19 protein-coding genes are annotated in these 26,302 nt (G+C 62.6%); 2 read left to right on the top strand and 17 right to left on the bottom strand.

Features of this window, described 5'->3' with window-relative positions; genetic code table 11:
• Nucleotides 1-44: 44 nt before the first annotated feature.
• From cax to ABZN20_RS06250, 4 genes are all read right to left on the bottom strand, one after another.
• Nucleotides 45-1,130, bottom strand: a complete 1,086-nt coding sequence (gene cax, locus ABZN20_RS06235; RefSeq protein ID WP_367027120.1) for a calcium/proton exchanger — start codon at nt 1,128-1,130, stop codon at nt 45-47.
• A gap of 85 nt (nt 1,131-1,215) precedes the next feature.
• Complete coding sequence (locus ABZN20_RS06240) at nt 1,216-1,686, bottom strand: HMA2 domain-containing protein (protein WP_218807091.1); 471 nt, start codon at nt 1,684-1,686, stop codon at nt 1,216-1,218.
• The gene (locus ABZN20_RS06245; RefSeq protein WP_218807092.1) at nt 1,686-2,021 is read right to left on the bottom strand and encodes a DUF5132 domain-containing protein; all 336 of its coding nucleotides are present in this window, start codon (nt 2,019-2,021) and stop codon (nt 1,686-1,688) included. Before ABZN20_RS06245 ends, ABZN20_RS06240 begins: the two co-directional genes overlap by 1 nt.
• 10 nt (nt 2,022-2,031) lie before the next feature.
• Nucleotides 2,032-2,865: an EcsC family protein gene (locus ABZN20_RS06250; protein WP_218807093.1), complete on the bottom strand. Its 834-nt coding sequence runs from the start codon at nt 2,863-2,865 to the stop codon at nt 2,032-2,034.
• A 282-nt stretch (nt 2,866-3,147) separates the two neighbouring features.
• Between ABZN20_RS06250 and ABZN20_RS06255 the strand changes: the two genes are divergently transcribed.
• Nucleotides 3,148-4,341: a hypothetical protein gene (locus tag ABZN20_RS06255; protein ID WP_367027121.1), complete on the top strand. Its 1,194-nt coding sequence runs from the start codon at nt 3,148-3,150 to the stop codon at nt 4,339-4,341.
• A 51-nt stretch (nt 4,342-4,392) separates the two neighbouring features.
• Here ABZN20_RS06255 and ABZN20_RS06260 read toward each other — a convergent pair whose 3' ends face one another.
• Nucleotides 4,393-6,264, bottom strand: a complete 1,872-nt coding sequence (locus tag ABZN20_RS06260) for a PhoX family protein (protein ID WP_367027122.1) — start codon at nt 6,262-6,264, stop codon at nt 4,393-4,395.
• A 239-nt stretch (nt 6,265-6,503) separates the two neighbouring features.
• Between ABZN20_RS06260 and smbP the strand changes: the two genes are divergently transcribed.
• Complete coding sequence (smbP, locus tag ABZN20_RS06265) at nt 6,504-6,851, top strand: small metal-binding protein SmbP (RefSeq protein ID WP_367027123.1); 348 nt, start codon at nt 6,504-6,506, stop codon at nt 6,849-6,851.
• Nucleotides 6,852-6,908: 57 nt separating this feature from the next.
• On the opposite strand, the gene thiS is transcribed toward smbP, so the two are convergent.
• The 12 genes from thiS to rpoB all read right to left on the bottom strand — a co-directional run bounded on the left by thiS (nt 6,909) and on the right by rpoB (nt 26,168).
• Nucleotides 6,909-7,889, bottom strand: coding sequence for a sulfur carrier protein ThiS (gene thiS, locus ABZN20_RS06270; RefSeq protein WP_367027124.1), 981 nt, complete (start codon nt 7,887-7,889; stop codon nt 6,909-6,911).
• Between the two features lie 4 nt (nt 7,890-7,893).
• Nucleotides 7,894-8,985: a 3-deoxy-7-phosphoheptulonate synthase AroG gene (aroG, locus tag ABZN20_RS06275; RefSeq protein ID WP_367027125.1), complete on the bottom strand. Its 1,092-nt coding sequence runs from the start codon at nt 8,983-8,985 to the stop codon at nt 7,894-7,896.
• Nucleotides 8,986-9,170: 185 nt separating this feature from the next.
• Nucleotides 9,171-9,863, bottom strand: coding sequence for a phosphate signaling complex protein PhoU (gene phoU / locus ABZN20_RS06280; RefSeq protein WP_218807101.1), 693 nt, complete (start codon nt 9,861-9,863; stop codon nt 9,171-9,173).
• Between the two features lie 18 nt (nt 9,864-9,881).
• Nucleotides 9,882-10,718 (bottom strand): phosphate ABC transporter ATP-binding protein PstB, encoded by an 837-nt coding sequence (gene pstB / locus ABZN20_RS06285; protein ID WP_255556502.1) that lies wholly within the window; start codon nt 10,716-10,718, stop codon nt 9,882-9,884.
• A 100-nt stretch (nt 10,719-10,818) separates the two neighbouring features.
• The gene (gene pstA / locus ABZN20_RS06290; RefSeq protein WP_218807102.1) at nt 10,819-12,123 is read right to left on the bottom strand and encodes a phosphate ABC transporter permease PstA; all 1,305 of its coding nucleotides are present in this window, start codon (nt 12,121-12,123) and stop codon (nt 10,819-10,821) included.
• Nucleotides 12,116-13,495, bottom strand: coding sequence for a phosphate ABC transporter permease subunit PstC (pstC, locus tag ABZN20_RS06295; RefSeq protein ID WP_218807103.1), 1,380 nt, complete (start codon nt 13,493-13,495; stop codon nt 12,116-12,118). Before pstC ends, pstA begins: the two co-directional genes overlap by 8 nt.
• Nucleotides 13,496-13,808: 313 nt before the next feature.
• The gene (locus tag ABZN20_RS06300; protein ID WP_367027126.1) at nt 13,809-14,777 is read right to left on the bottom strand and encodes an alpha-L-glutamate ligase-like protein; all 969 of its coding nucleotides are present in this window, start codon (nt 14,775-14,777) and stop codon (nt 13,809-13,811) included.
• Nucleotides 14,774-16,306 (bottom strand): inactive transglutaminase family protein, encoded by a 1,533-nt coding sequence (locus ABZN20_RS06305; RefSeq protein ID WP_218807105.1) that lies wholly within the window; start codon nt 16,304-16,306, stop codon nt 14,774-14,776. Before ABZN20_RS06305 ends, ABZN20_RS06300 begins: the two co-directional genes overlap by 4 nt.
• Before the next feature lie 26 nt (nt 16,307-16,332).
• On the bottom strand, nt 16,333-16,902 hold the full coding sequence (locus ABZN20_RS06310; RefSeq protein WP_218807106.1) for an ATP-dependent zinc protease: 570 nt from the start codon (nt 16,900-16,902) through the stop codon (nt 16,333-16,335).
• Nucleotides 16,903-17,029: 127 nt separating this feature from the next.
• Nucleotides 17,030-17,650: a c-type cytochrome gene (locus tag ABZN20_RS06315; protein WP_218807107.1), complete on the bottom strand. Its 621-nt coding sequence runs from the start codon at nt 17,648-17,650 to the stop codon at nt 17,030-17,032.
• Between the two features lie 172 nt (nt 17,651-17,822).
• Complete coding sequence (gene rpoC / locus ABZN20_RS06320; RefSeq protein WP_305080248.1) at nt 17,823-22,025, bottom strand: DNA-directed RNA polymerase subunit beta'; 4,203 nt, start codon at nt 22,023-22,025, stop codon at nt 17,823-17,825.
• Between the two features lie 66 nt (nt 22,026-22,091).
• Nucleotides 22,092-26,168 (bottom strand): DNA-directed RNA polymerase subunit beta, encoded by a 4,077-nt coding sequence (gene rpoB / locus ABZN20_RS06325; RefSeq protein ID WP_367027127.1) that lies wholly within the window; start codon nt 26,166-26,168, stop codon nt 22,092-22,094.
• Nucleotides 26,169-26,302: the final 134 nt, after the last annotated feature.

The raw sequence follows: 26,302 nt of genomic DNA on the forward strand, positions 1-26,302 counted from the left end.
ACCCAAAAGAAGCGGTCCCCGGACCGCTTTTTTTGTCCGCTGCGTCAAGGGCTGGAGAAAGACGTGCCCGGAGTATCGGGGAGGAAATAGCAAAAAAGCGCGATGAGGAGGTACACGCTCAACAGCTGCACCCCCTTGAACCAGTTCGACCTGCCGTCTCCGACCAGCATGGACAGCAACAGAACCGGGAGCATGATGATCATGATGCCGGCATTACCGACCATCAGGTTCAACGGCCGGGGCGCCATGAAATAACTCGCCAGCACGAGCAGCGGGGCGACGAACAGCGCGATCTGCACACTGCTGCCGACGGCGATGCCCATGGTGAGATCCAGCTTGTTCCTGCGCGCCACCGTCACCGCCGCCACACTTTCCGGAGCGCCGCCGATCAAGGCAAGAATGATCACGCCGATGAATGCCTTCGACATACCGAGGCTGGCCGCGGTTTCCTCGATCGATCCGACCAGTATCTCGCTCATCATCGCGAGTATTGCCGAGGAGATCGCCAGATGCGCCACGGCCAATTTGGTGTCCGTGCGGCCCGGCTGGAAATCGGCATCCGAGGCGGCGTCTTCCGACACGAAGTAATCGGGGTGAGTCTTCAGCATGAAAACCAGAAGCAAAGCATAGGTCGCCAGCAGCACCAGCGCTACGCAGACATTGAGGCCGTCCTCGCGGTCGATCATCTCCGGCGGTATGAAATTGTCGAATACGCTGGGCACCACGATGCTGATGGCTGCAACCATCAACACCGCCCGCTGGATCCGGGCGCCATGCCGATTGAACTTCTGGACATGGAACCGCAATCCTCCCAGCAGGAACGCCAGCCCGAGCACGAACAGGAGATTGCTGAGAATGACGCCGACGATCGAAGCCTTGACGACTTCGATCAGCCCCGCGCGCAAAGCCATGAGCGAGATGATCAATTCCGGAGCGTTGCCGAAAGTGGCATTGAGCAAACCGCCTATGGTCGGGCCCGTCCGATGGGATACCCGTTCGGTGGCGTCCACCATCGCCGCGGCCAGCGGAATGATAGCAAGAGCGGCGGCGGCGAACCGGAAACCCGCCGGAACCGAAGTCCAATGCTCGAAAATGACGGCCAGGGGGATAAAGACCAGAAGAAACTTCATGAAATGAACGACATATCCCTATCTGGCAGAAGCTTGCCGGCGCTTGCCTCGGCAACGGGCCGCCCCATCACTCGGATAAGCCGGATCAGCGGCCCTTCTCTTTTAGAAAGCCGTAGGCATTGATCAGCAGGGTCGACACCGGACCCAGCATATGGCCTTGTCTGGCTTGATGAACCGCGAAGCCGACGAAAGTCAGAAACATCGCGGATTGGAAATCGATCGCCCCGCCGGTCGCCCGGCGAAACCGCCGATTGATGACCTTGAAGCCGGCCGCAGTAGTTTCCGCGATGGAAGGAGGAGGAACCGGCGCCGCGGACGCGGCGACGGCAAACATGTTGCGGTCGACAGCGTAACGGGCTATCGGCTGCCACGCCTCACCCAGGTTATGGACCACCAGCAGACCGCCGGTGGGGGAACGGACGTCCACCGATACCACATCGGGATGCGCGGCCAAACTGCTCGCCAACTCCCGTAACGCTGCCTCATCGCCGCGTTTTTCGGCAACGCGCAGCCGCAGTCTGCCGGGAAGGCAGTGAACGATCTCCGCCCTCAACATCAGTCGGCAGCCTCGGCTCCTTTTGCCTCCGCCGCGGCTTCGCCGGCAGCCGCGCCAGCGGCGGCACCGGCCGCGAGTTCCGCCTTGACTTCCGCGACGATGTCTTCGAGGTTCTCGGCGGCTTCAGCCAGGATTTCCCGGCCCTTTTCCGAGAAAAGAATGGCGGCTTTGACGGTCGACCGCGCCATGGGCCGCGCAGCCCGCGCCGCGGCGGGGAGCGCCAAACCGGCCAAGGCCACGACGCCAGCACCGATCGCGACGCCCTTGACGATGTCGTTGTTCAGAACCTCGTTGACGGGCGGCAATTGGTCGAAAAGCTCTTTGATCTGGGGCATGGCAAATTCCTCAGGCAGCCAACGCAGTATACCGGACGGAGGCTTTTCCGGGCCGGCGTTTCAACTTCTTGTATTCCGCTTCGATAAGCGATCTCGAGTATTTTCGCTCTAATCGACGAATAGTAAAGTGGCTGCGCGCGGTCTCCTGAAAGTGTTGAATGAACACGTTGTTGATAAATGCGCCGCCCAGGGCGCCGACAACGGGAATGAGTTTCGCGGCGGCCCGTTCCGAAAGCACCACGCCGAAACGTTCGGAAATACGGCCGATCAGATTGACCAGCGCCGGCGCGCTCCTGCGATCCAGGCCGCGCCGCGCGATATGCCGGGCCGCGCTGGAAACCGGCGCCTCCAAGGCAAGGCGCAGGCCGTAATAGCCGGTATCGGCCGCATCGTCCTCGCTGGAGCGCCCGCCCATCGCGAAGACTTCGAGGCAGGCGAGCTGGCCCTCGAGTGACTCCATGTCCTCTCCTTCCTGCCTGGCGATGTCCGCGATGGCCCGAAGCATGATGACCGTCGTCAGCGGCATTTCCAGCAGCAGCGCCGGCCCGCCGAAGAAGCCGCCGACTGCGCCGGACACCACGCCCAGCATCCGGTAACGGCGGTCGGCCAGCGGCCGGGCCGAGCCGTTCAAGCTGCTGATCGCCACGTCGAGTGCCCTGGCAACGGCAGCTTCGACGCCGCGATGCAGCGCCGCGTACCACGAACGCGGCAACAGCTTCACCGCCATTTCGATGGGAGTCCCGACCACGCTGGACAGTCTCGCCGCGAAGCTGGGGTATTCAAGGTGATCGAATGCCCGCTGCAAGGCCCGGCGATCCTCCGGAGCCAGCGCGAAAGGGATCACGCGCTTTGATTTACCTGAACGCATATTGGCATTTTGAATAGGGGAAACGCGGATCCATGGCGCATCCGCATGAGTGTATTTACAAACGTTCCTAAGCTATCAGGTTGCTGTGACGATTTCATGACGCCACCGCGACGTTTGCCGATACCCTTGCCTCACGGGCGGAATCGCACGATCCGTCACATGGCTTGGACTATAATTTTTGGCCCCCTTCCTTCCCGGCAAGGTCGAGGGAAATCAAACCGCCATGCGGCGACCTTGCGAAAAACGGCCATCGATGAAATGAAGACACCCGCTTCCTCCCTCCCGCGCGCCGGGATCCTGGGACTGGCATCCGCCAGTCTTCCCGGATGCCTGGCGCCAATGGCGCTCGACCATGCGGTCCTGGCCTATAACGAAGCCGCGGCCGATATCGTCGACAAGCAGATATTGCTGAACATCGCCCGCGCCGCCCGCCACCAGCCCATTCATTTCACTGCCCTGTCCAGCATCGCGGCGACTTATAACTTCACTTTCAATGCGGGCGCCACGCCGGCCCTGACAGGCAACTCGGGCGGACTGATGATGCCGGTGTTCGGCGGCTCCGTCGCCGAAAATCCGACCGTAAGCATCGTCCCCGTCGAGGGTGAAGCCTTTACCAAGCGCATGCTGGCCCCGCTGCAGGAAAGCAAGCTGACTCTGCTGCTGCGCCAGGGCATGGATGTCGACATGGCCCTGCGCCTCATGGCGCAGGAATTCAGGATGTTCCGCGAAGGCGAAGAAGTCGCCTATGTCAATAAACCCTCCGACCGGGCCGGCTATTCATTCTTCCGGCGCCTCGTCCTGCACCTGTCCTCCATCCAGGACCGCAACCGGCTGTACGTGGAACCGCTGTTCTTCACCCAGTCCTGGACGCTCCCGGCCTCTACAATGACTCCGGAAGGGTTCGCGGGACTGGAGAAAGACTATGGGGTCCGGTTCGATCCGGACACGAACAGCTACGTCCTGTCGAAAAAGGTCACCGGCCGCCTGATGATTACCAACTACGATCCGAACAACCTGCCCGAGGCGGAGCGCATCCGGCTGAACCGGGAGGCCGAAACCGGCCCGCCCAACGAAATCGCGGTGGATATCCGCAAGGACTACCCCGGCGGCGAATTCCCGGTCCACGGCACGTTCCGGCTGCGCAGCTTCCACAGCATTCTCGGCTTCATCGGCAACTCCATTGCGGAAGAACCGGAGTACGACGTCGCCCCGGACCCCAGAACACCGCCGGTCAAGGAGAATCCCGTGTCAACCGTCGGCATCGTGGAGACGGATTCGCGCCCGTCGGCCGCGGGACTCGCCGTGGAATTCGACGGCCGTTACTACTCGTTGCGCCCTGAATCCGGCCATCAATGGAATCTGGAAGCCTTCCGCCTCCTTTACCAGCTTTACCAGATGACGGTGACCGATCTGCCGACTTTCGGGACGCCCAGCATCACCATCGCAAAATGAAAAAACGCCGGGTCACCCCGGCGTTTTTTTGTGGATCGAGGCTGACGCCGCTCACTTGAAAGCCGGCATGCCTCCCAGATAGCCGACCGCCGCCTTGGACTTGTCGATCAGCGGCTCGAGCTGGCCTTTCAGGGCCGGGTCGATGTTGGAGGAAAAATCGCCCGCATGCTGGTAGTTGCTCATGATGTAGGAATAGCCACCGAGGGAGTCGATGGCCTGGAGCCCCGTGCTCTCGGCCCCCGCCGGCAGGGAGAGGATGCGGGAGAGCTTGCCGGTGTCCACGTTGTAGGCCCACAGGAAGTTGTTGATGTGGAGCGTGCTGCTGTCCTCCCCGATGAACAGGGTGCGCATCTTTTCCGAATATTTCAGATTGTCGGGATTGGCGATCTTGTCGACCGCAGCGGTGTTTCCCGCGGCATCCTTCGCGATATCCTGGCCCAGCACCAGGGCCTTCATGTGAGTCCCGACGTACCTGCTGTCGATCCTGTGCCCATCGCTGTCCAGTTTCCAGGTGGCGAGATCCATCTGGTAGACCGCTCCGGCCAGCAGCTTGGGGATGCGGATGTGGTTGGCAGGATCCTTCGGCCTGTCCTCCATGCCGCTGCTCATGCGCGTCATCGCCAGATAGACTTTCCTGTCACGGGCATTCACCGTCACGCCTTCGAATTTTTCGAATTCCGAGGTGGCCCCCACATACGCGGCGTAGCGGCGCGTCTCCAGGAACGCCGCCGCGGTTTCCATCCCGGGTTTCAGCTTCAGATTTTCCACCAGCCCCTTGTTATGGCCGGCGATGATCTGCTTGAAGCCTGCCGGAGGCGCTTCATACGAACCGTCGGCCAGCTTGTTCACCGGCGCGGTTTCGAAGATGTCGGCAAAGGTCAGGCCGCTCGCCACCAGCGCTTCCAGTTCGGCATTGCTGGAATGGCCGAGCCGGACCCAGGCCAGATCGGCTTCGCCGCCATTCCCGGCGCTGGTCTGAATCCATTTCGCGGCATACAGCGTTCCCGCCGACAGATCACGCTTCCTGTCCGCCACGAACATGGTCAGCACGTTGTAGGTACCGTCGTCGCCCTGGATCGCCGTGCGTTCATCGGGCAGCACCTGAACCAGCTCGCGGGAAACCCGGCCCAGGGTTCGATGGCCGACGACCCGGGTCTCTCCGTTCTTGCCGACCGTCACTTCAGGGACGACGCCGTAGTTGTATACGTTGGGTGTCTTGGTCCCGGCGAGGTAACGCTCCATCGCTTCGAGACCGATGGCTCCGCTCGCGCAGGAGCCCTCCACCTGGCAGCGGGCGTCCGGCTCATACTCCTCGCTGCCGAGATGGGTGTTCCAGGGGGAAAGAGAACCGGCGCAGGGGATCCACAAGCCGTCGATGGCCGACATGTCGATGTTCCTGAGAGCCGTGGCCGAGAGCTTCCCGCTCTTGCCGTCCTGCTCGATGTTCGCGAGGCTCATGGTCATCGGCTGCTTGCCGTACTGGTCGGCGCCGGCGGTATCCAGCCAGTCGTATTCGAAGTGAGTGACCAGAAAAAGCTTGTCGCCGCCCCTGGCCGGGATGCGGATCAGACTGTTTGCGTCCGGCGTTTCGGCGATCATCGGATTGCCGTTCGAATCCAGCAACGGGGTGCCGGTTACGTCGTATATCGCCCCGGCCGTCACGCCGCCGATGGTGTCGGTGTTATGGAAGAGCACGTTGTAATTGAGATCGTAAACCCGGCTCCCCCCGCTCTTGAAAGTGACCTTCACCTTGGCGGTAGTGTAGGCGGCGGCCCGTTCCTCCGCGGTTTCGGGCGCAGCCATCCCGATGAATTCCACCGACTTCACCGGAATCGTGCCTTTGACGGCGGCCATGACGGGGGATGCCGCCGCACCCGCCAGCGCCATGCCGACCGCCGTGGCCAGAAATCTTTTTTTCAGCATCTTCGAGCTCCTCGAAATAAGACGATCTTTGTACCGGACGGCCCGTACCGTCCGGATGAGCGGTCGATTTTATTGGCGCGACGTTAAAGGCGGATGACAGACCGGCCCCCAACGGCGGCTGGAAATTTCCTGTGGACGCCGAAAAGCGACTGTGGTATCCGTGCTTCCGTCGGGCATACAGAGTGCAATGCGTCCGACGACAATAAAGCCTTACCACCCAATGAGAGGAGGGAAGCACAATGAACGTTCTGAACAGAGGCATCATCAAGGGGCTGCTGATCGCGGCATTCGCCGCGATATTCAGCCTGAGCGCAGCGCAGGCAGCCGAAGACCACAAGGCCGAGGCGTTGAAGCACGCCGAAGCGGCGGTCGCCGCCGGCACGGCTGGCAATGCGGCGGGCGTAGCGGAACATGCGGAAGCCGCGAAGACCCACGCCGCCGCCGCAAATGCGGAAGGGGGAAGTCCCCATTACGACGCCGCGATCACGAGCCTGAACAGCGCCATCGAGCACGGGAAAATGGGTCATGCCGATATCGCCAAGAAATCGGCCGAGGAAGCCGTCACCCACCTGAAAGCCGCGCCCTGAGGCCAGGGTACTGCGCCATTCGCGCGGGCCGGGCGCCACGCCGGCCCGCGCGCCAGATCAATCGAAGAACAGCCCCGCCAGCGGCGACGAGGCCGAAGCGAACCGGCGCCGCGGCATCCTGCCCGCCAGGAAGGCTTCGCGCCCGGCTTCGATCGCCTTCTTCATCGCCGAGGCCATCAGCACCGGATTCCTCGCCTCGGCAATGGCCGTGTTCATGAGCACGCCATCGCAGCCGAGCTCCATCGCCACTGCGGCGTCGGAGGCCGTACCCACCCCGGCGTCGACCAGTACCGGAACCTTTGCGTTTTCCACGATGGTCAGGATGTTGTAGGGATTGCGTATCCCGAGCCCCGATCCGATGGGGGCGGCCAGGGGCATCACGGCGACGCAGCCGATGTCTTCCAGGCGCTTGGCGATGATCGGATCGTCGTTGGTGTACACCATGACATCGAATCCATCGCGCACCAGGATCTCCGCCGCCTCCAGGGTCGCGGTCACGTCCGGGAACAGGGTCGTCGGGTCGCCCAGCACCTCGAGCTTGACCAGCCGGTGCCCGCCCAGCAGCTCACGGGCCAGGCGGCAGGTGCGTACGGCGTCTTCGACGGTATAGCAGCCGGCGGTGTTGGGCAGGAGGGTGTAGCGCTCGGGCGGGATGACGTCCAGCAGGTTGGGCTGGCCGGGGTCCTGGCCGATGTTGGTGCGGCGGATCGCCACCGTGACGATTTCCGCACCGGACATTTCGACCGCGGCCCCCGTCTCCGCCAAGTCCTTGTACTTCCCGGTACCGACCAACAGGCGCGACGTGTAGACCTTTCCGGCGATCACTAGCGGATCGCCCTCCCCGCCCCCTATGGCGTGGACGATTTCGACCCGGTCGTCAGGCTCGAGAACCCGGGAACCGTAGCTGCCGTGCGGGACGATTTCGAGGTTCAGTTCGACCGCCACACGCTTCCCCGCAAGGTCCATAGCGGCGATCAGATCTTCGAGGGTCGCGCCTGCCGGCACCGCACGCTCTTCGCCGTTGACGAAAATACGCATGCGCTCAGCCTCCCCGCACATTCCGAAGGCCGGCCGGCTGGCCGCGCCGGCACTCCACCGCGGCGGCGAGGCACTCGAGCACGGCCACGCTGTCGCCCCAGCCGATGCAGGCATCGGTGATGCTGACACCGTATTCGGGCACCGTCCCCCTGTGCAGTTTCTGGTTTCCCGGCTTGAGATGGCTCTCGACCATCAAGCCGATGATCCGCCGGTCGCCGCCGCCGATCTGTTCGGCCACATCCTCGGCCACCCGGAGCTGCTTCAGGTAATCCTTCATGCTGTTGGCATGGCTGCAATCGACCATGATGTTGGGCGGCAGATCGGCGGCTTCCAGCGCCCTGGCCGCGGCTTCGACGCTGGCCGCGTCGTAATTCGGCCTGGAACCGCCGCGGAGGATGATGTGGCAGTCGGCGTTGCCGGTCGTGGAGAAGATCGCCGAATGGCCGGCCTTGGTCAGCGAGAGGAAGTGATGCGGCCGCCGCGCCGCGCCTATGGCGTCGATGGCCACCTTGATCGTGCCGTCCGTTGCGTTCTTGAATCCGACCGGACACGACAGCCCCGAGGCCAACTCGCGGTGCGACTGGCTCTCCGTGGTACGGGCGCCGATGGCACCCCAGGCGATCAGGTCGGAAACGTACTGCGGCGTGATGAGGTCGAGATACTCGGTGGCCGCCGGCACGCCCATTTCGTTCAGGTCGAGCAGCAGCTTGCGCGCGAGGCGCAGGCCCTTGTTGATGTTGAAGCTCTCGTCCAGATCGGGATCGTTGATCAGGCCTTTCCAGCCGACGGTCGTCCGCGGCTTCTCGAAATAGACCCGCATCACGATTTCCAGATTCTTCGCCAGTTTCTGTCGGAGGGGCAGCAGCCGCTCACCATATTCGAGCGCTGCCTTGGGGTCATGGATCGAACAAGGCCCGATCACCACCAGCAGGCGATCGTCGTCGTTGGAGAGGATGCCGTGAATCCCGCGGCGGGCGGTCAGCGTCGTGAGCGCGGCCCGGTCCGTGATCGGGAACTCCTCATGAACCTGGACGGGCGGAATGACTTCCTTGATCTCGCAGATGCGAAGATCGTCGGTGTTGTACACGCTGGGCATGGCCGCAAATCTCTCTGATCGACAATTCGAAGACCCTGCGGCCGGGCCTCATCGTTTAGCGCAGACGCCGGGAAAGCGGATTATTTTAGCTTGGCGCGGCGTTTGGGGATAGTCACGTCGGCAAGCGCGAACGGAGCCGGTGGGGGGCCCCGTTCGCGCCGGGATATAGTGCTCGGAGGATGCGTTCAGACCGCATGGTGCCGGATCACCAGGCCCATGGCCTGGTAGATCACGTATTCCGCCAAGTTCTCCGCGTGGCAGGCGACGCGCTCCAGCGCTTTGAGGACCAGCACCAGATTCACCGCGCGGTTGGCGCCGCCGGCGCCGGAACCGCCGTTGTCCATCAAGCCGCCGAGCGACTGGTGGAACCTGTCGGCGACTTCGCGTTGGCTCGCGATGAACTGCTGCGCCTCCTCGGCCTCCCACGAATCGACGATGCGCAATGCGCTCTCGAACCGCCGGACCACGATGTCGGCAAGCACGAGGACCTGGTTGTGCGACACCTCGGAGGGATATTCGTCCGGGTCGGCATACAGCCTTTCCACGCACGAGGCGATTTTCACCGCTTCATCGCCCACCCGTTCGAGGTCGGTAATGGCTTTCGACAGCGCCATCACCAGGCGCAGATCGCTGCCCTTGGGGCAACGGCGGGCGAAAAGCGTGACGACTTCGGTATCGGCTTCGACTTCGAGATCGTCGATCCGATCGTCCCCCTCGATGACTCTCCCGGCCAGGCCCACGTCTCCCGTCCTCAAGGACCGCACGGCTTCCTTGAACTGCATCAACACCAGGGTACCCATTTCCAGTACCTTGTAGTGCAATTCCCGCAGTTCGCCGTCATAGCGGCGGATGCTGTGTCCTTCCGTAATCTGATTCATGGCGAGCGATCTCCCAGGTTAGCCGAATCGGCCGGTGATGTAGTCTTCGGTGAGCGGATGGCGCGGATTGGTGAAGACCTGCGCCGTGTCCCCCACCTCGATCAATCGGCCGAGATGGAAATAGGCCGTGCGCTGTGAGACGCGGGCCGCCTGCTGCATGGAATGCGTCACGATGGCGATGGTATAAAGCTCCCGCAACTCGTCGATGAGCTGTTCGATCTTGGCCGTGGCGATAGGATCGAGCGCCGAACAGGGCTCGTCCATCAGGATCACCTCGGGACTGACCGCGATGGTCCGGGCGATGCAGAGGCGCTGCTGCTGTCCGCCCGACAAGCTGGTGCCGGGTTTGGCCAGGTCGTCCTTGACCTCGTCCCACAAGCCGGCCCGCCGGAGCGACGACTCCACGATTTCCTCCAGCTCGGCCTTGGTGTTCGCCAGACCGTGGATCTTGGGACCGTAGGCGACGTTTTCGTAGATGCTCTTCGGAAACGGATTGGGCTTTTGGAACACCATGCCGACCTGTGCCCGCAGCGGCACCACGTCCAGCCCACCGTCGTAGATGTCCTGGCCGTCGAGATGGATCGATCCGGTCACCCGGCAGCCCACGATGGTATCGTTCATGCGGTTGAGGCAGCGCAGAAAAGTCGACTTGCCGCAGCCGGAAGGACCGATCAGGGCGATGACCTCGTTACGGCCGACGTCCAGGCTGACGTTCTGGATCGCATGCTTTTCGCCGTAATAAACATTGACGTCCCGGCATATGATCCTGGGGTTCGGCGAATTGATCTCGCCGATCGTCCCGGTGAACTCCCTCTGATGGACGGCAATCAAAGCCTCCTTTTCCGGGCTTCTCATTTTTGCGCTCTCTCTGCTTGGAACCGTTTCACTCTCTGCGACTGTATTCATGCGCTCCCTCGAGCTTTTCGTAGTTTAACCCGCAGGCCCCGCGGACGGATCACCAGCGCCGCTCGAAGCGCCGGCGCAGATAGACCGCGGTACCGTTCATCAGGATCAGGAATGCGAGGAGAACGAGAATGGCCGCGGAGGTGCGCTCGACGAATCCCCGCTCCGGGCTGTCCGCCCAAAGATAGATCTGGACGGGCAGCACGGTCGCCGGATCGGAAATGCCGCGGGGAATGTCGACGATGAAGGCGACCATGCCGATCATCAGCAATGGCGCGCTTTCACCAAGGGCGCGCGACATCCCGATGATGGCGCCGGTCAGCATTCCCGGCATGGCCAGGGGCACGACGTGATGGAACACGGTCTGCACCGGCGAGGCCCCCACCCCCATGGCCGCCTCGCGTATCGAGGGCGGCACCGCCTTCAGAGCCGACCGGCCGGCGATGATGATGACGGGCAAGGTCATGAGCGTGAGCACCAGCCCGCCGACCATCGGCGAGGAGCGCGGTACGCCGAAAAAATTGATGAACACGGCGAGGCCGAGCAGGCCGAAAACGATCGACGGCACTGCCGCGAGATTGTTGATGTTGACCTCGATGAAGTCGACCCAGTGATTTCGCGGTGCGAACTCTTCGAGGTAGATGGCGGCCGCGACGCCGATGGGCAGGGACAGCACCAGGGTGACCAGGACGGTGTAGAGGGAGCCCATCAACGCCCCCCATATCCCGGCCTGTTCCGGATTGCGCGAATCGCCGGCGGTGAAGAACTTCACGTTGAATCGCCGCTCCAGGCGCCCTTCCGCCTTCAGCTTGTCGACCCATGCCAGCTCGCGATCCTTCATGCGCCGCTCGGCTTCGCCGGCATCGCGGTCGACATAGCCCTTTTCGAGCATGTCCACGTCCGCTCCCGCGGCCACCCAGATGCGTGCCGAACCGCCCACGAGTTCCGGATGAGCAAGCACTTCGTCGCGAACCGCATACGAAGCGCCCGCGCTGATCAACCGATGCAGGGCGCGCTTCTCCAAACGCTCGGTGACTTCGGGAAACAGCTCGCCCAGACTGCGCTTCAACAGTGCGCCATAGTCGGCCGAGGCGAGAGCGTCCTGCGAGCGCCGACCGTCGGGATCGACCACGGCCGGGTCGAAAGTAACGTCAAGGCCCACGTAGGTCTGCGAGAACGCCCGGTAGCCCTTGCCGAAAATGCTGACCAGCAGGATCACCAGCATCAGGATGCCTGCACCGATGGAGATGAGGCCGTAGAGGCGAAAACGCCTTTCGGCGGCATGCCGTCGCCTGAGGGAGGCGTTGACGACGTCAGCAGTGCGCCGCGAAAGGACTTGCGTGGCTTCGCTATTCATATTGTTCCCGATACTTCCGGACGATGTGCATGGCAATGACGTTGAGAGCGAGCGTCGCCAGGAACAGCACCAGGCCGAGGGCGAAAGCCGCCAGCGTCTTCGGACTGTCGAATTCCTGGTCGCCCACCAGCAGGGTGACGATCTGGGTGGTAACGGTGGTGACCGCCTGCAGGGGATTTCCGGTCAGATTCGCCGCGAGCCCTGCCGCCATGACGACGATCATGGTTTCGCCGATCGCCCTAGACACCGCGAGCAGGATTCCGCCGACGATGCCGGGCAGAGCCGCAGGGATGACGACGTTGCGGATCGTTTCCGACTGGGTGGCGCCGAGCGCATAGGCGCCGTCGCGGAGCGACTGCGGCACCGCGTTGATGAAATCGTCGGAGAGCGAAGACACGAACGGAATGATCATGACCCCCATGACCAGCCCCGCGGCCAGGGCGCTTTCGGAGGAAGCCGCGAGCCCCAGGGCTTGCGCCGCGTCCCGGACGAAGGGAGCGACCGTCAGAGCGGCGAAGAAGCCGTAGACGACGGTGGGCACGCCTGCCAGGATTTCGAGCAAAGGCTTTCCGATCGCGCGGACCCGGGGGGTGGCGTATTCCGCCAGATAAATGGCCGACAACAAGCCGATGGGAACGGCGACCGCCATCGCGATCGCCGAAATCAGCAAGGTGCCGGTGAACAAAGGCACCGCTCCGAATGCGCCGGAAGAGCCGACCTGATCCGAACGGATCGCCATCTGCGGACTCCAGTCGGTGCCGAACAAGAACTCGGTGATCGGAACCAGTTGGAAAAACCGTATCGACTCGAACAACACCGAAAGCACGATGCCGACGGTGGTGAAAATCGCCACCAGGGAACAGGCGATGAGAAAAAGCATCAACGCCCCTTCCACCTTATTCCGCGCTCGCAGCATCGGCCGGATGCGCTGCCCCGCGACCAGACCACCGGTCGCGGCGACGGACAGCACGACCGCGGCCAGCAGGGCGTCACTCAAAGAGCGCAGGCGGATGTACTCCCCGGCGGCCGCCTGTATCGCCGGATTGGTAGCGGATGTCTCTTTTCCGCCCACCACGTTCCGGATGTCGTTGATGATGAGCCCCAGTTGCTCGGGAGACTGCTTACGGAGCTCATCCGGCAGGCTGGAAATGACGAGGTGGTTGATGACGGATCCCTCGACCGTCAGCCAGCAAACCAGCAGCATCAAGGCTGGCACACCACACCAAAGGGCAACGAAAAATCCGTAGTAACCAGGAAGGGAGTGGAGGTTCCTGATTGTGCCGGAAGCGACCTGCAGGGAGCGACGGCGGCCGAAGTGGTAAGCGACGAGGCACAACAGCACAAGGACGAAAAACAACGTTGATTTGGTCATCGGTAATTTCTGGCCACAAAAATCGGACCGCCTGGCAATTTACGGACGCAGCGGAGCATTGGACATCACAAGAGCGCGGACCGGAATACCCTGGCACGCTTTCCTTACGATTCCAGCCGGGGCGGACACCATCCCTATTCTGCCGAAAGGGCGCCGGCGCCACTCCGCCGAATCCGGTGGAAATTCGGCCGCAAGAGGCCATGCCACATCCGGGAAGAAGCAGAGACTGAGTAGGAAGTCTTTTTAACCCGACAATATTACAAGGGTATTTCACTGGAACCTCGGCCTGCCCGCCGCCCACGACGTCAACGCTCTAGCAGCGGTTCGCGACGGTTTTCGCCAAGGCCACGCGCTCGGGCACATCGCGCGGAATATGGCGCATCCCCTCCAGATAGCGCAGGCGCGGCAAGAGCCCGGTCCGGGCCGCAAGCTGGATGCTGAGGCCGGGCCGCGCATTCAGCTCCAGCATCAGGGGTCCGAGGTCGCGATCCAGCACGATGTCCACCCCGATATATCCCATGCCGACCATGTCGTTGCAGCGGGCGGCCATCGTGAGGATGTCGTCCCAATGGGGCACGCATATGCCGGCGAGTTCGCCGCCCGTATCGGGATGCTCTTCGACCCGGCATTCGCGCCAGATGCCATTGTAGGTCCGGCCCGTGATCATATCGACACCCACTCCGACGGCGCCTTGATGCAGATTGGCTTTTCCGTCGGAAAGGCGGGTGGGCGCGCGTATCATCGCCATCACCGGAACACCGCGAAACACGACGATCCTGATGTCCGGAACACCGAGATAGCTCACTTCGGCGAAGAGCGGATTGAAATTGACCCGGTATTCGATGAGCGCGCAGTCCGGAATTCCCCCGAGGCTGTACATGCCGCTGAGAATGTTCGAAATGTGGTGCCCCAGATCCTCCTCGGTCAGGATCAGACCGCTGGTCCGGCGATAGCGGCCGTCGCTGCGCGACTCCACCACCAGGATGCCCTCCCCCCCGCTGCCGTGCGCCGGCTTGACGACGAATTCGTCGTAGGGAGCGAGCAAGCGGGGGAGATTTTCGATCTGGTGTTCGATTTCCACCACCGCGTAAAGCCGGGGCACCGGAATGCCGAATTCGATCGCGAGCGCCTTGGTCCTGCGTTTGTCGTCGACGAGCTGGTAGAGCGAGCGAGGATTGTATGGCAACACAAAGTCGGCGTTCCGCTCGTTCATCCCCAGGATGCCGAGCTTGCGCAGGCGCCGCCAGGGGAACATCCGGTCCTTCCAGCCTCCGGACGTCATCCCTTGAGCGCTCCACGGAAACGCCACAGTTCCAGCAGACGATACCCCGTGTAACGGCCGAGGAGCAGTGTGAATGCCAGGACCACCAGCAGGAGTTCCGGAAACACGAAAACGAGGTGTCCGAGATAGTCGCTGCTCATGCTCAGGTAGCCGAGGATGGCGACGGCAAGACTGCCGAACCCTTGTTTCAGAGCCTCGCCCGGCCCGAACTCCTCCCAGACCATGGACATCCGCTCGATGGTCATGGCCATGATCACCATCGGGAACAAAGCGACGGACACCCCCCGGTCCAGACCGAGTTTGTAGGTCATTACGCTCACCGTCGCCATGAGCAGGATCACGATGATGAGGACCGCCGCAAGCCTTGGAACCAGAAGGAGTTTCAACGACTCCAGATAGAAGCGCAGCAGCAACCCCAGGGCGACGAGGAGGCAGAACATCGCGACCCCCCATAGCAACTGGGTTTCCCGGAAAGCCGCCGCGATCAGGATCGGCATGAAGGTTCCGAAAGTCTGCAACCCCACGACGTTGCGCAGAAATACGATGAGGAACGCCCCGATCGGGACCAGCAACAGCACCCGATAGACGTTCTGCGTCTTGACCGGCAGGCTGAACAGGGAAAATTCCATGACCCGCGATCCCATCTTCCGCGCGCGCTGCTCGGCGATCTGGGTCATTTCCTGCGAGTGCCGGCGCACCGAATATTCGACCCGGCCGTTCTTCCCCCCCGCGATCTCCAGCAACGGCTCGCTGCCGACCGTCCACACGATCGCATCCCCGGGCAAACCCGTCTCGCCGGTCGCGGGATTCAGGTCGATCCAGGACTCGCCGTCGAACACCTCGACCCAAGGTGTCAACGAACCCCGGCTGGCGTTGTCCTTCAACGTCGCCAGGTAGAGAGTGCGGGCGGAAACGTCGGCCTCGCGCAGGATGGCCACGACCCGGCGCGCCCAATCGTCCGGGCCGGCTATGTCCTGGCGCAACAGGCTTACGTTGCTGTCCGGATCGGCGGCGTTGAGACGCTGCAGGAGGGCTTGGGCGAACGTCACGTCGTCCGCCGATTTGCTCCGGACCTCGTTGAGAAGGCCGCGTGCGGCTGCCTGCATCGGTTCGGGCAGGCTCTGCGGATCGACCGGCACGGCCACTCCCGCCGGCTGGGGCGCGGCCTCGGCAGCCGGATCCTTGGCGAGGTGGATGCGGTAATAAAGGACCTGCCAGCCGTGGGTTTCGCGTATGGCCCAGCGCGCCTGCCGCCGGAGGCCATTGTCGTCGGTCGTCAAGCCATAGTCGCTGGCGACGAAGTTTTCGTCGAGGACGGTGTAGCCTTGCGGCGCCCGCGGAATGGCGAACTGCACCTTGACGGCGGTATCCCGCCTGGCCTTGAACTCGATGCGCGCCTCGACCGTCCATACCTCGGCCTGTTCGGTCGGCAGCAATGGCAGTCCCAGAATCTCGACCTTGTAATAGCACAACGCCAAGCCCACCGCGGTCAATACGGCGGCGAGGAGGCGCACGTGAAGCTTGCTCATGCCGGACGGAACTCCGTCATCTGCCCTCAGTGCCTGCCATTCGCGGGCGAAGGGGCTGGCGTGGCGGCGCCCTTGCCCCGCTGGTTGCAAGGGTCAGCTTCCGCCTTGAAAACAAACGTCTCTCCGGCATCGACCACGGCGACATTGCTCAGAAAACTGCGGCCGAGCAGCAGGGGATAGTTGAAATTGCTACGATCCACGAGGGTGAATTCGGTCTGGTATTCCCGTCCGTTCTTGCACAGCGCCAAGGTGACCACCTCCCGCTTCGATGCCCCTTTGTGGCGCTCTTTGATGTAAACGGTCCGTTCCAGGGGCCTTTCGACGACGACGGTTTTTTCGTCATCCTCGCTTTCCAGGGTGAACCTGACCCATTCGCGGCCGTCCCGGTTGAATCGCTGGATATTGTCCGAATGCAGCGCCGAAGTCTTCGCGCCGGTATCCAGCTTGGCCGTCAGGCGGAGATTCCACGGCAGCAGAAAAACGGACTCCAGCCAGCCCATGACGACCTTGTCTTTCGGCTTCGGCGCGTCGCCGGCATGAGCAACGGCACTGAGCAGCCCCAACGAAAATGCGATCGCAGTACGACGAAGTTTCATGACGGAACCCGTCCCGCAACACAGCGGGTTCGAAGTCTGAGGATGTTTCCCGCCTCCCTGGCTATCGACGAAAAACGGCCCACCAGTCTCCCCGGTGAGCCGTCGTCCGAATTGGCGGAAGAACCGGTCAGTCGTCCTGAACGACCGACAGTCCGCGAGCCTGGCTCGCGTAGTAAGCGGCCAGATCGTGGATGTCGTCCTTGGAAAGCGCACCGGCCAGACCGTTCATGATGGCATTCTTGCGAACGCCGCTCTTGTAGTCTTCGAGTGCCTTCATCAGGTAGTTTTCATACTGGCCGGCCAGACGGGGGTTGGGGCTCTCACCGTTGCCGTCCTCTCCGTGGCAACCACCGCAGCCGCTGGCTTCCGCCTTCCTCTTGCCGTTGGCTACGTTACCGGTCACGGCGTTCTTGACGTTGATGGCCCGAAAACCTGCGACGTAAGCGGCGATATCCCGCAGATCCTTGTCGGAAAGCGACACCGCGTTGCCTTCCATGCTTCCGTGCTGCCGCGCCCCCGAGGCGTAGGCCTTGAGCGAGGATACCACGTAATCGTCGTGCTGCCCTGCCAGCTTGGGCACGTGATAGGTCGGGTAAGTGTTGGAGTAGCCCTCGATGCCATGACAGCCGGCACAAGTGTAGAACTTCTCCTTCCCCGACATGCGGTCTCCTTCCGCCGATACCGTCCCGCTGCCGACCATTCCGGCCAGTCCGGCAACCGCAACCCTCCACAGGATATGGTTTTTCATGATGCTGAATACTCCCCAGTGACTAATCGATCCGAACGCCGGGCAACTCCCAGACACGCGAGTGACGTGCGCCCGCCCCGGCAAGTCGGCGTATGGTACCGGTTTCCGGGAATTTGACAACCGCGGAAACCGGGAGGATGCGCCTGCATCCTCCCGGTCCCGGCAGCTTCGGTCAGAGGCTGAATGCCTGTTTCAAAGCCTCTTCCACTTCCGCCGTATCGATAGTCGGGGTTTCGGGCTCCGCGACCTCGCCGAGCTTCGCCCGTTCCTTGCGCTCCGCATGATAGGCCAGACCGGTTCCCGCCGGGATCAGACGTCCCACGATCACGTTCTCCTTCAGGCCCTGCAAACGGTCGGTGGACCCCCGGATCGCCGCTTCGGTCAGCACGCGCGTGGTTTCCTGGAACGACGCCGCGGAGATGAAGGACTCGGTGCTCAGGGAAGCCTTGGTAATACCCAGCAGCACCGGCTCGTAACACGCGGGCATCTTGCCCTCCTCCTCCAGCCGGTCGTTCTCCTCCAGCAGCCGCGACCGGTCCGCCTGTTCGCCGCGCAGGAAGCTGGAATCGCCCGGATCGGTGATTTCGACCTTGCGCAGCATCTGGCGGATGATCACCTCGATGTGCTTGTCGTTGATCTTCACACCCTGCAGCCGATAGACGTCCTGGATTTCCTTGACCAAATAGGAAGCCAGCTCTGCAGTACCGCGCAGCCGCAGGATGTCGTGCGGCGTCAGTTCGCCCTCGGCGATGGTTTCGCCCTGTTCCACGTGCTCGCCTTCGAACACCGTGATGTTGCGCCACTTCGGCACCATGACCTCGTGCTGCTCGCCGCTCGCATCGGTGATGACGAGGCGGCGCTTGCCCTTGGTTTCCTTGCCGAACGAAACCGTGCCGGTCGCCTCGGCCAGGATGGCGGGATCCTTGGTCTTGCGCGCTTCGAACAGGTCCGCGACGCGCGGCAGACCGCCGGTGATGTCGCGCGTCTTACTGGACTCCTGTGGAATCCTCGCCAGGACGTCGCCAACTTCGACCAGGTCGCCGTCGCGGATGCCGATGATGGCGCCGGCGGGCAGGAAGTACTGCGCGGTGATTTCGGTCGAGGGGATGAAGATGTCGTTGCCCTCCTCGTCCACCAGCTTGACCAGCGGCCGCAGTTCCTTGCCCGCACCGCCGCGCTGCTTGGGATCGATGACCACCATCGAACTCAAGCCGGTCATTTCGTCGGACTGTTCGCGGACGGTCACGCCCTCGACGAAGTCGATCAACTTGGCGCGGCCCCTCACCTCGGAAACGACCGGGTGGGTATGCGGATCCCAGTTCACCACGATCTGGCCGGCCTTGACCGCCCCGCCTTCCCGCACCGACAGGACCGCCCCGTAGGGGATCTTGTAGCGCTCGCGCTCGCGGCCATGCTCGTCGATCACGCTGATTTCGCCGGAACGCGACACCGCGACGAGCGCATTGTCCCGGTTCACCACGGTCTTGAGGTTGGTCAACCGGATCTGTCCGCTCGACTTCACCTCGACGTTGCTGATCGCCGCCGACCGCGAGGCCGCGCCGCCGATGTGGAAGGTGCGCATGGTGAGCTGCGTGCCGGGTTCGCCGATCGACTGCGCCGCGATCACTCCGATCGCTTCGCCGATGTTGACCTTGTGGCCCCGGCCAAGGTCGCGTCCATAGCAGGACGCGCACACACCGTATCGGGTCTTGCAGGTAATGACGGAGCGTACACGAACGTTGTCGACGCCGTGCTGCTCGAGCAACTGCACCGCCCCCTCGTCCAGCATCGAACCGGCTTCGAGCAGCACCTCTCCGCTCGCAGGATCGGCCGCATGCTCGGCCAGCACCCGTCCCAGCACCCGTTCCGCCAGCGGCTCGACCACGTCCCCGCCTTCGATCAACGGAGCCATTTGCAGACCATCCGTCGTGCCGCAATCGACTTCCGTGATGACGAGATCCTGGGCGACATCCACCAGCCGGCGCGTCAGGTATCCGGAGTTGGCCGTCTTGAGCGCGGTATCGGCGAGACCCTTGCGGGCACCGTGGGTCGAAATGAAGTATTGCAACACCGTCAGACCTTCCCGGAAGTTCGCCGTGATCGGCGTCTCGATGATGGAGCCGTCCGGCTTGGCCATCAGGCCGCGCATGCCGGCCAGCTGGCGGATCTGCGCCGCCGAACCGCGGGCGCCGGAATCGGCCATCATGAAGATCGAGTTGAACGACTTCTGCTTGGTGGTCTCGCCGTTCTCGCCGGTGACCTCGTCCACGCCGAGGCCCTCCATCATCACCTTGGCCACCTGGTCGTTGGCATGCGACCAGATGTCGACGACCTTGTTGTAGCGTTCGCCGTCGGTCACGAGACCCGAGGCGAACTGGTTCTGGATTTCCTTCACCTCGCGCTCGGCGGCCTGGATGATCTCGTCCTTGCGGGCGGGGATCTCCATGTCCTCCACGCCGAACGACACGCCGGCCCTCGTCGCGTGCGAGAAACCGAGATACATCAACTGGTCGGCGAAAATGACGCTGGCCTTGATGCCCAGGGTGCGGTAGGCGTGGTTGATCAGACGGGAGATGGCCTTCTTGGTCATATCGACGTTGACCATTTCGAACGGTATGCCCTCCGGCACGATGTTCCAGATCAGCGCGCGCCCCACCGTGGTCTGGACCCGCTTCGTCGCCTCGGTGCGCTCTCCGCCCTCGCCCAGCACGACCTCGCGCAGCCTGACCGTCACCTTGGCGTGCAAGTCGACGGCGCCGTTGAGGAACGCCTGCTCGGCCTCGTCGATGCTGGCGAAGATCATGCCCTCGCCTTTGGCGAAGGAGCGCTCCCGGCTCATGTAATACAGACCCATGACGACGTCCTGGGTCGGATTGATGATGGGCTCCCCGTTGGCCGGCGACAGGATGTTGTTGGTCGCCATCATCAGGGAACGGGCTTCGAGCTGTGCCTCCAGCGAAAGCGGCACGTGCACGGCCATCTGGTCGCCGTCGAAGTCGGCGTTGAATGCGGTGCACACCAGGGGGTGCAGCTGGATCGCCTTGCCTTCGATCAGAGTCGGTTCGAACGCCTGGATACCGAGCCGGTGCAGGGTCGGCGCACGGTTCAGCATGACCGGATGTTCGCGGATCACTTCGTCCAGGATGTCCCAGACCTCGGGCGCCTCCCGCTCCACCATTTTCTTGGCCGCCTTGATGGTGGTGGCGAGGCCGCGGAACTGCAGCTTGCTGAAGATGAACGGCTTGAACAGCTCCAGCGCCATCTTCTTGGGAAGGCCGCACTGGTGCAGGCGCAAGGTCGGGCCCACCACGATCACGGAGCGGCCGGAGTAGTCCACGCGCTTGCCCAGGAGGTTCTGGCGGAAACGCCCTTGCTTGCCCTTGATCATGTCGGCCAAAGACTTCAGCGGACGCTTGTTCGAGCCGGTGATCGCGCGGCCGCGGCGGCCGTTGTCCAGCAGCGCATCGACCGATTCCTGCAGCATGCGCTTCTCGTTGCGCACGATGATGTCGGGCGCGTTGAGATCCAGCAGTCGCTTGAGGCGGTTGTTGCGGTTGATGACGCGGCGGTACAGGTCATTGAGATCGCTGGTGGCGAAGCGGCCGCCATCCAGCGGCACCAGCGGACGCAGGTCCGGCGGCAGCACCGGCAGCACGGTGAGGATCATCCACTCCGGCCGGTTGTTGGAGGCCAGCATCGACTCGATCGCCTTCAACCGCTTGGTGTACTTCTTGATCTTGGTCTCGGAGTTGGTACCGTTGATTTCCTCCCGCAACTGCACGACCTCGGCCTGGAGATCCATGGTGCGCAGCAATTCGCGGATGGCTTCGGCACCCATCTTGGCGGTGAACTCGTCGTCGTACTGTTCGACCAGCTTCTGATATTCCTCTTCGCCGAGGAGCTGTCCCCGGTTGAGCGGCGTCATGCCCGGATCGATGACGACATAGGATTCGAAGTAGAGCACCCGCTCGATTTCGCGCAACTGCATGTCGAGCAGCAGCGCGATGCGCGAAGGCAGCGACTTGAGGAACCAGATATGGGCGACGGGACTCGCCAGCTCGATGTGCCCCATGCGCTCCCGGCGCACCTTGGACAAGGTGACTTCCACACCGCATTTTTCGCAGATCACGCCCCGGTGCTTCAGTCGCTTGTACTTGCCGCACAGGCATTCGTAATCGCTCACCGGCCCGAAGATCTTGGCGCAGAACAGGCCGTCGCGCTCCGGCTTGAAGGTGCGGTAGTTGATGGTCTCGGGCTTCTTCACCTCACCGTAGGACCAGGAACGGATCATGTCGGGCGAAGCCAGACTGATGCGAATCGCATCGAACTCTTCGCTTTGCGTCTGGCGCTTCAGAAAATTGATCAAATCTTTCACGTAAATCTCCCAGTCATCAATTCGGAAGGGCAGCCGCGAACGGCTGCCTGCTGCGCGCGGTGGCGATCAGTCCTGCTCGAGCTCGATGTTGATACCGAGCGAACGGATTTCCTTGATCAAGACGTTGAAGGACTCCGGCATGGCGGCCTCCATCCGGTGATCGCCGTCGACGATGTTCTTGTACATCTTGGTCCTGCCGTTCACATCGTCGGATTTCACCGTCAGCATCTCCTGCAGGGTGCAGGCGGCACCGTAGGCTTCCAGCGCCCACACTTCCATTTCGCCGAAACGCTGCCCGCCGAACTGCGCCTTGCCGCCCAGCGGCTGCTGGGTCACCAGGCTGTACGGACCGGTGGAGCGCGCATGCATCTTGTCGTCGACCAGATGATTGAGCTTCAGCATGTACATGTAACCGACGGTCACCGGACGGTCGAAAACGTCGCCGGTGCGTCCGTCGAACAAAGTCGCCTGGCCGCTTTCGGGAAGGTCGGCCAGCCTCAGCATGGCCTTGATGTCTTCCTCGGTGGCACCGTCGAACACCGGGGTCGCCATCGGCACACCGCCCTGCAGGTTGCCGGCGAGCTCCATGACCTCGGCGTCGCTCAGACTGGCGATGTCCTCCCGTCGGCCGCTGACGTTGTACACCTGGGTGAGGAAAGACCTGAGCTCCTCGATCCTGGCCTTGGCTTCCAGCATCCGGCCGATCTTCAGGCCCACGCCTTTGGCCGCCCAGCCGAGATGGGTCTCGAGCACCTGGCCGACGTTCATGCGCGAAGGCACGCCCAGCGGATTCAGCACGATGTCGACCGGCGTACCGTCAGCCGAATACGGCATGTCTTCCACAGGTACGATGCGCGAAATCACGCCTTTGTTCCCGTGGCGGCCGGCCATCTTGTCACCCGGCTGAATGCGGCGCTTGACCGCCAGGTACACCTTCACCATCTTGAGCACGCCCGGAGCGAGATCGTCACCCATGGTGATCTTGCGGCGCTTCTCTTCGAGGCGCTTGGCGATCTCCTCGCGCTGCTGGGCGATCTGCTCCGCGATCGCTTCGATCTGCAGATTGACGTCTTCTTCCTGCAGCCGGATCTCCAGCCATTGCGCGGGCTTGATCGAATCCAGGTATTCCCGGGTTACGGTGGCGCCGCGCTTCAGGCCGGCCGGCCCCATGTCGGCCACCTTGCCCAGCACCATCTGCTCGGCACGCTGGTAGAAATCCTTCTCGATGATGCGGAGCTGGTCGTTCAGGTCCTTGCGGACCTTTTCGATCTCGGCCTCCTCGATCTGGCGGGCGCGTTCATCCTTTTTCACACCGTCGCGGGTGAAGACCTGCACGTCGATGACCGTGCCGTCCATGCCCGAAGGCACGCGTAGCGAAGTGTCCTTCACGTCCGAAGCCTTCTCGCCGAAGATCGCCCTCAACAGTTTTTCTTCGGGCGTGAGCTGGGTTTCGCCCTTGGGCGTCACCTTGCCCACCAGGATGTCGCCGGCCTTGACTTCCGCGCCGATGTAGACGATGCCCGACTCGTCCAGCTTGGCCAGCGCGGCCTCCCCGACGTTCGGGATGTCGGCCGTGATTTCCTCCGGCCCGAGCTTGGTATCGCGCGCGACGCAGGTCTTTTCCTCGATATGGATGGTGGTGAAGCGGTCGTCCTGCACCACCCGTTCCGAGATCAGGATCGAATCTTCGAAGTTGTAGCCGTTCCAGGGCATGAACGCGACCAGCAGGTTCTGGCCCAGCGCCAGCTCACCCATGTCGGTCGACGGACCATCGGCCAGCACGTCGTTGCGGGCCACCACGTCTCCCGGTTTCACCAGCGGCTTCTGGTTGATGCAGGTGTTCTGGTTGGAACGGGTGTATTTGGTCAGGTTGTAGATGTCGACACCCGGAACGCCCGCCTCGGTTTCATCGTCGTTGACCCGGACCACGATGCGGCCGGCATCCACGAACTCGACCGTTCCACCGCGCTTGGCGACGACCGCCACGCCGGAATCGCGGGCGACGATGCGCTCCATGCCGGTACCTACCAAAGGCTTTTCCGTGCGCAGCGTCGGTACCGCCTGGCGCTGCATGTTCGAGCCCATCAAGGCGCGGTTGGCGTCGTCGTGTTCGAGGAACGGGATCAGCGAAGCCGCGACCGACACGATCTGCTTGGACGATACGTCCATGTAGTTGATGTTTTCCCGCGAACCCAGCGTGAATTCATCCTTGTGGCGGCAAGAAACCAGATCGTCCTTGAGCAGCCCGTTTTCGTCCACCGAGGCGCTGGCCTGTGCGATGTAGTACTGGCCCTCCTCGATGGCCGACAGGTATTCGATCTCATCGGTCACCCGACCGTCGATCACCTTTCGGTACGGAGTCTCCAGAAAGCCGTATTCGTTGGTGCGCGAATAGACGGCGAGCGAGTTGATCAGGCCGATGTTCGGGCCTTCAGGCGTTTCGATCGGGCAGACGCGGCCGTAGTGCGTGGTATGCACGTCGCGCACTTCGAAGCCGGCGCGCTCACGCGCCAGACCGCCCGGTCCCAGGGCCGACACGCGACGCTTGTGAGTGACCTCGGACAGCGGATTGTTCTGGTCCATGAACTGCGAGAGCTGGCTCGAACCGAAGAACTCCTTGATCGAAGCCGCCACCGGCTTGGCGTTGATGATTTCCTGCGGCATCAGGCCGTCGGCGTCAGGCAGCGACAGGCGCTCCTTCACCGCCCGTTCGACCCGGACCAGGCCGAGCCGGAACTGGTTCTCCACCATCTCGCCCACGGACCGGACGCGGCGGTTGCCGAGATGGTCGATGTCATCGACCGTGCCACTGCCGTTACGGATGTTGATCAGCTCCTTCAGCACCGCGATGATGTCGTCGTTTTCCAGCACGCCGGGGCCGGTCGGATCGGCCCGCCCCAGGCGCCGGTTGAATTTCATCCGGCCGACGGCGGACAGATCATAGCGCTCGGACGAGAAGAACAGATTCTCGAACAGGGTCTGTGCGGCCTCCTTGGTGGGCGGTTCGCCCGGACGCATCATGCGGTAGATTTCCACCAGGGCATCCAGCTGCGTCTCGGTCAGGTCGATGCGCATGGTGTTGGAGACGTAAGGCCCGCGGTCGAGATCGTTCACGTACAGGGTGCGAACTTCGGCGATGCCCGCGCCCATGAGACGTCCATAGACATCCTCGGTGATCTCCTGATTCACCTTGGCGATGAGCTCGCCCGTCGAAGTATCCACGACGTTGTGCGCGAGCACCTTGCCGTACAGGTAATCCTTCGGAACATCGAGGAGGCTCACGTTCTCTTTCTGCAGCATCCGGATGTGGCGTGCGGTGATCCGGTGGTCCTTCTCGACCACGATCTGATCGCCAAGCCGAATGTCGAAGCTCGCGATATCGCCACGCAGACGCTCGGGAATCAGTTCCAGCTGAATGCCGCCGGACGAAAGCAGGAAACGATTGGTGTCGAAAAACTCGGCGATGATCTGTTCGTTGTCATAGCCCAAGGCGCGCAGCAGCACCGTGGCCGGCAGCTTGCGGCGACGGTCGATGCGGACGTAAACGCAATCCTTGTGGTCGAATTCGAAATCCAGCCAGGACCCGCGGTACGGGATGATTCTGGCATTGAACAGCAGCTTTCCCGAGGAATGGGTCTTGCCCCGGTCGTGGTCGAAGAACACGCCGGGCGAACGGTGCAGCTGGGAAACGATCACCCGCTCCGTACCGTTGATGACGAAGGTGCCGTTGTCGGTCATGAGCGGAATTTCGCCCATGTAGATCTCCTGCTCCTTGATGTCCTTGACGACCTTGGCGTTCGCCGGCGCCTCCTTGTCGTAGACCACCAGGCGTACGAGCACGCGCAGCGGCGCCGCATAGGTGGTCCCGCGCTGCTGGCATTCCTTGACGTCGAACACCGGATCGCCCAGACGATAGCTCACATATTCGAGCACGATGTTGCCGGAATGGCTCTTGATCGGGAAAACCGACTTCAACGCCGCGTGCAAGCCTTCGTCGCTCCTGCCGGAGGGCTGCTTCTCGAGTTGCAAAAACCGCCGGTACGAGTCAACCTGTGTCGCCAGAAGATAGGGGACCTCCAGCACGTCCTGGCGCTTTCCGAAACTCTTGCGAATTCGTTTTTTCTCGGTAAACGAGTAAGCCATGTTGGTTCCTGACCTGAGTTTGGTTTGCTTGAAATATCGTGAGCCTAAAGCCTTCGAGAGGCTGTGCCGGCAGTATCGGGGATATGCCTTGGCTCGTTATCGGGTTGCCACGTGTGATACGGAGGGCGGCATGG

The sequence above is a fragment of the Methylococcus sp. ANG genome (assembly GCF_040730495.1).
In the GTDB taxonomy this organism is placed as follows: Bacteria; Pseudomonadota; Gammaproteobacteria; order Methylococcales; family Methylococcaceae; genus Methylococcus.

Excerpts from the sequence above, each read along its gene's own strand:
- cax (WP_367027120.1), bottom strand. The coding sequence starts at position 1,130 with ATGAAGTTTCTTCTGGTCTTTATCCCCCTGGCCGTCATTTTCGAGCAT.
- ABZN20_RS06240 (WP_218807091.1), bottom strand. The coding sequence starts at position 1,686 with ATGTTGAGGGCGGAGATCGTTCACTGCCTTCCCGGCAGACTGCGGCTG.
- ABZN20_RS06245 (WP_218807092.1), bottom strand. The coding sequence starts at position 2,021 with ATGCCCCAGATCAAAGAGCTTTTCGACCAATTGCCGCCCGTCAACGAG.
- ABZN20_RS06255 (WP_367027121.1), top strand. The coding sequence starts at position 3,148 with ATGAAGACACCCGCTTCCTCCCTCCCGCGCGCCGGGATCCTGGGACTG.
- ABZN20_RS06260 (WP_367027122.1), bottom strand. The coding sequence starts at position 6,264 with ATGCTGAAAAAAAGATTTCTGGCCACGGCGGTCGGCATGGCGCTGGCG.
- smbP (WP_367027123.1), top strand. The coding sequence starts at position 6,504 with ATGAACGTTCTGAACAGAGGCATCATCAAGGGGCTGCTGATCGCGGCA.
- thiS (WP_367027124.1), bottom strand. The coding sequence starts at position 7,889 with ATGCGTATTTTCGTCAACGGCGAAGAGCGTGCGGTGCCGGCAGGCGCG.
- aroG (WP_367027125.1), bottom strand. The coding sequence starts at position 8,985 with ATGCCCAGCGTGTACAACACCGACGATCTTCGCATCTGCGAGATCAAG.
- phoU (WP_218807101.1), bottom strand. The coding sequence starts at position 9,863 with ATGAATCAGATTACGGAAGGACACAGCATCCGCCGCTATGACGGCGAA.
- pstB (WP_255556502.1), bottom strand. The coding sequence starts at position 10,718 with ATGAGAAGCCCGGAAAAGGAGGCTTTGATTGCCGTCCATCAGAGGGAG.
- pstA (WP_218807102.1), bottom strand. The coding sequence starts at position 12,123 with ATGAATAGCGAAGCCACGCAAGTCCTTTCGCGGCGCACTGCTGACGTC.
- pstC (WP_218807103.1), bottom strand. The coding sequence starts at position 13,495 with ATGACCAAATCAACGTTGTTTTTCGTCCTTGTGCTGTTGTGCCTCGTC.
- ABZN20_RS06300 (WP_367027126.1), bottom strand. The coding sequence starts at position 14,777 with ATGACGTCCGGAGGCTGGAAGGACCGGATGTTCCCCTGGCGGCGCCTG.
- ABZN20_RS06305 (WP_218807105.1), bottom strand. The coding sequence starts at position 16,306 with ATGAGCAAGCTTCACGTGCGCCTCCTCGCCGCCGTATTGACCGCGGTG.
- ABZN20_RS06310 (WP_218807106.1), bottom strand. The coding sequence starts at position 16,902 with ATGAAACTTCGTCGTACTGCGATCGCATTTTCGTTGGGGCTGCTCAGT.
- ABZN20_RS06315 (WP_218807107.1), bottom strand. The coding sequence starts at position 17,650 with ATGAAAAACCATATCCTGTGGAGGGTTGCGGTTGCCGGACTGGCCGGA.
- rpoB (WP_367027127.1), bottom strand. The coding sequence starts at position 26,168 with ATGGCTTACTCGTTTACCGAGAAAAAACGAATTCGCAAGAGTTTCGGA.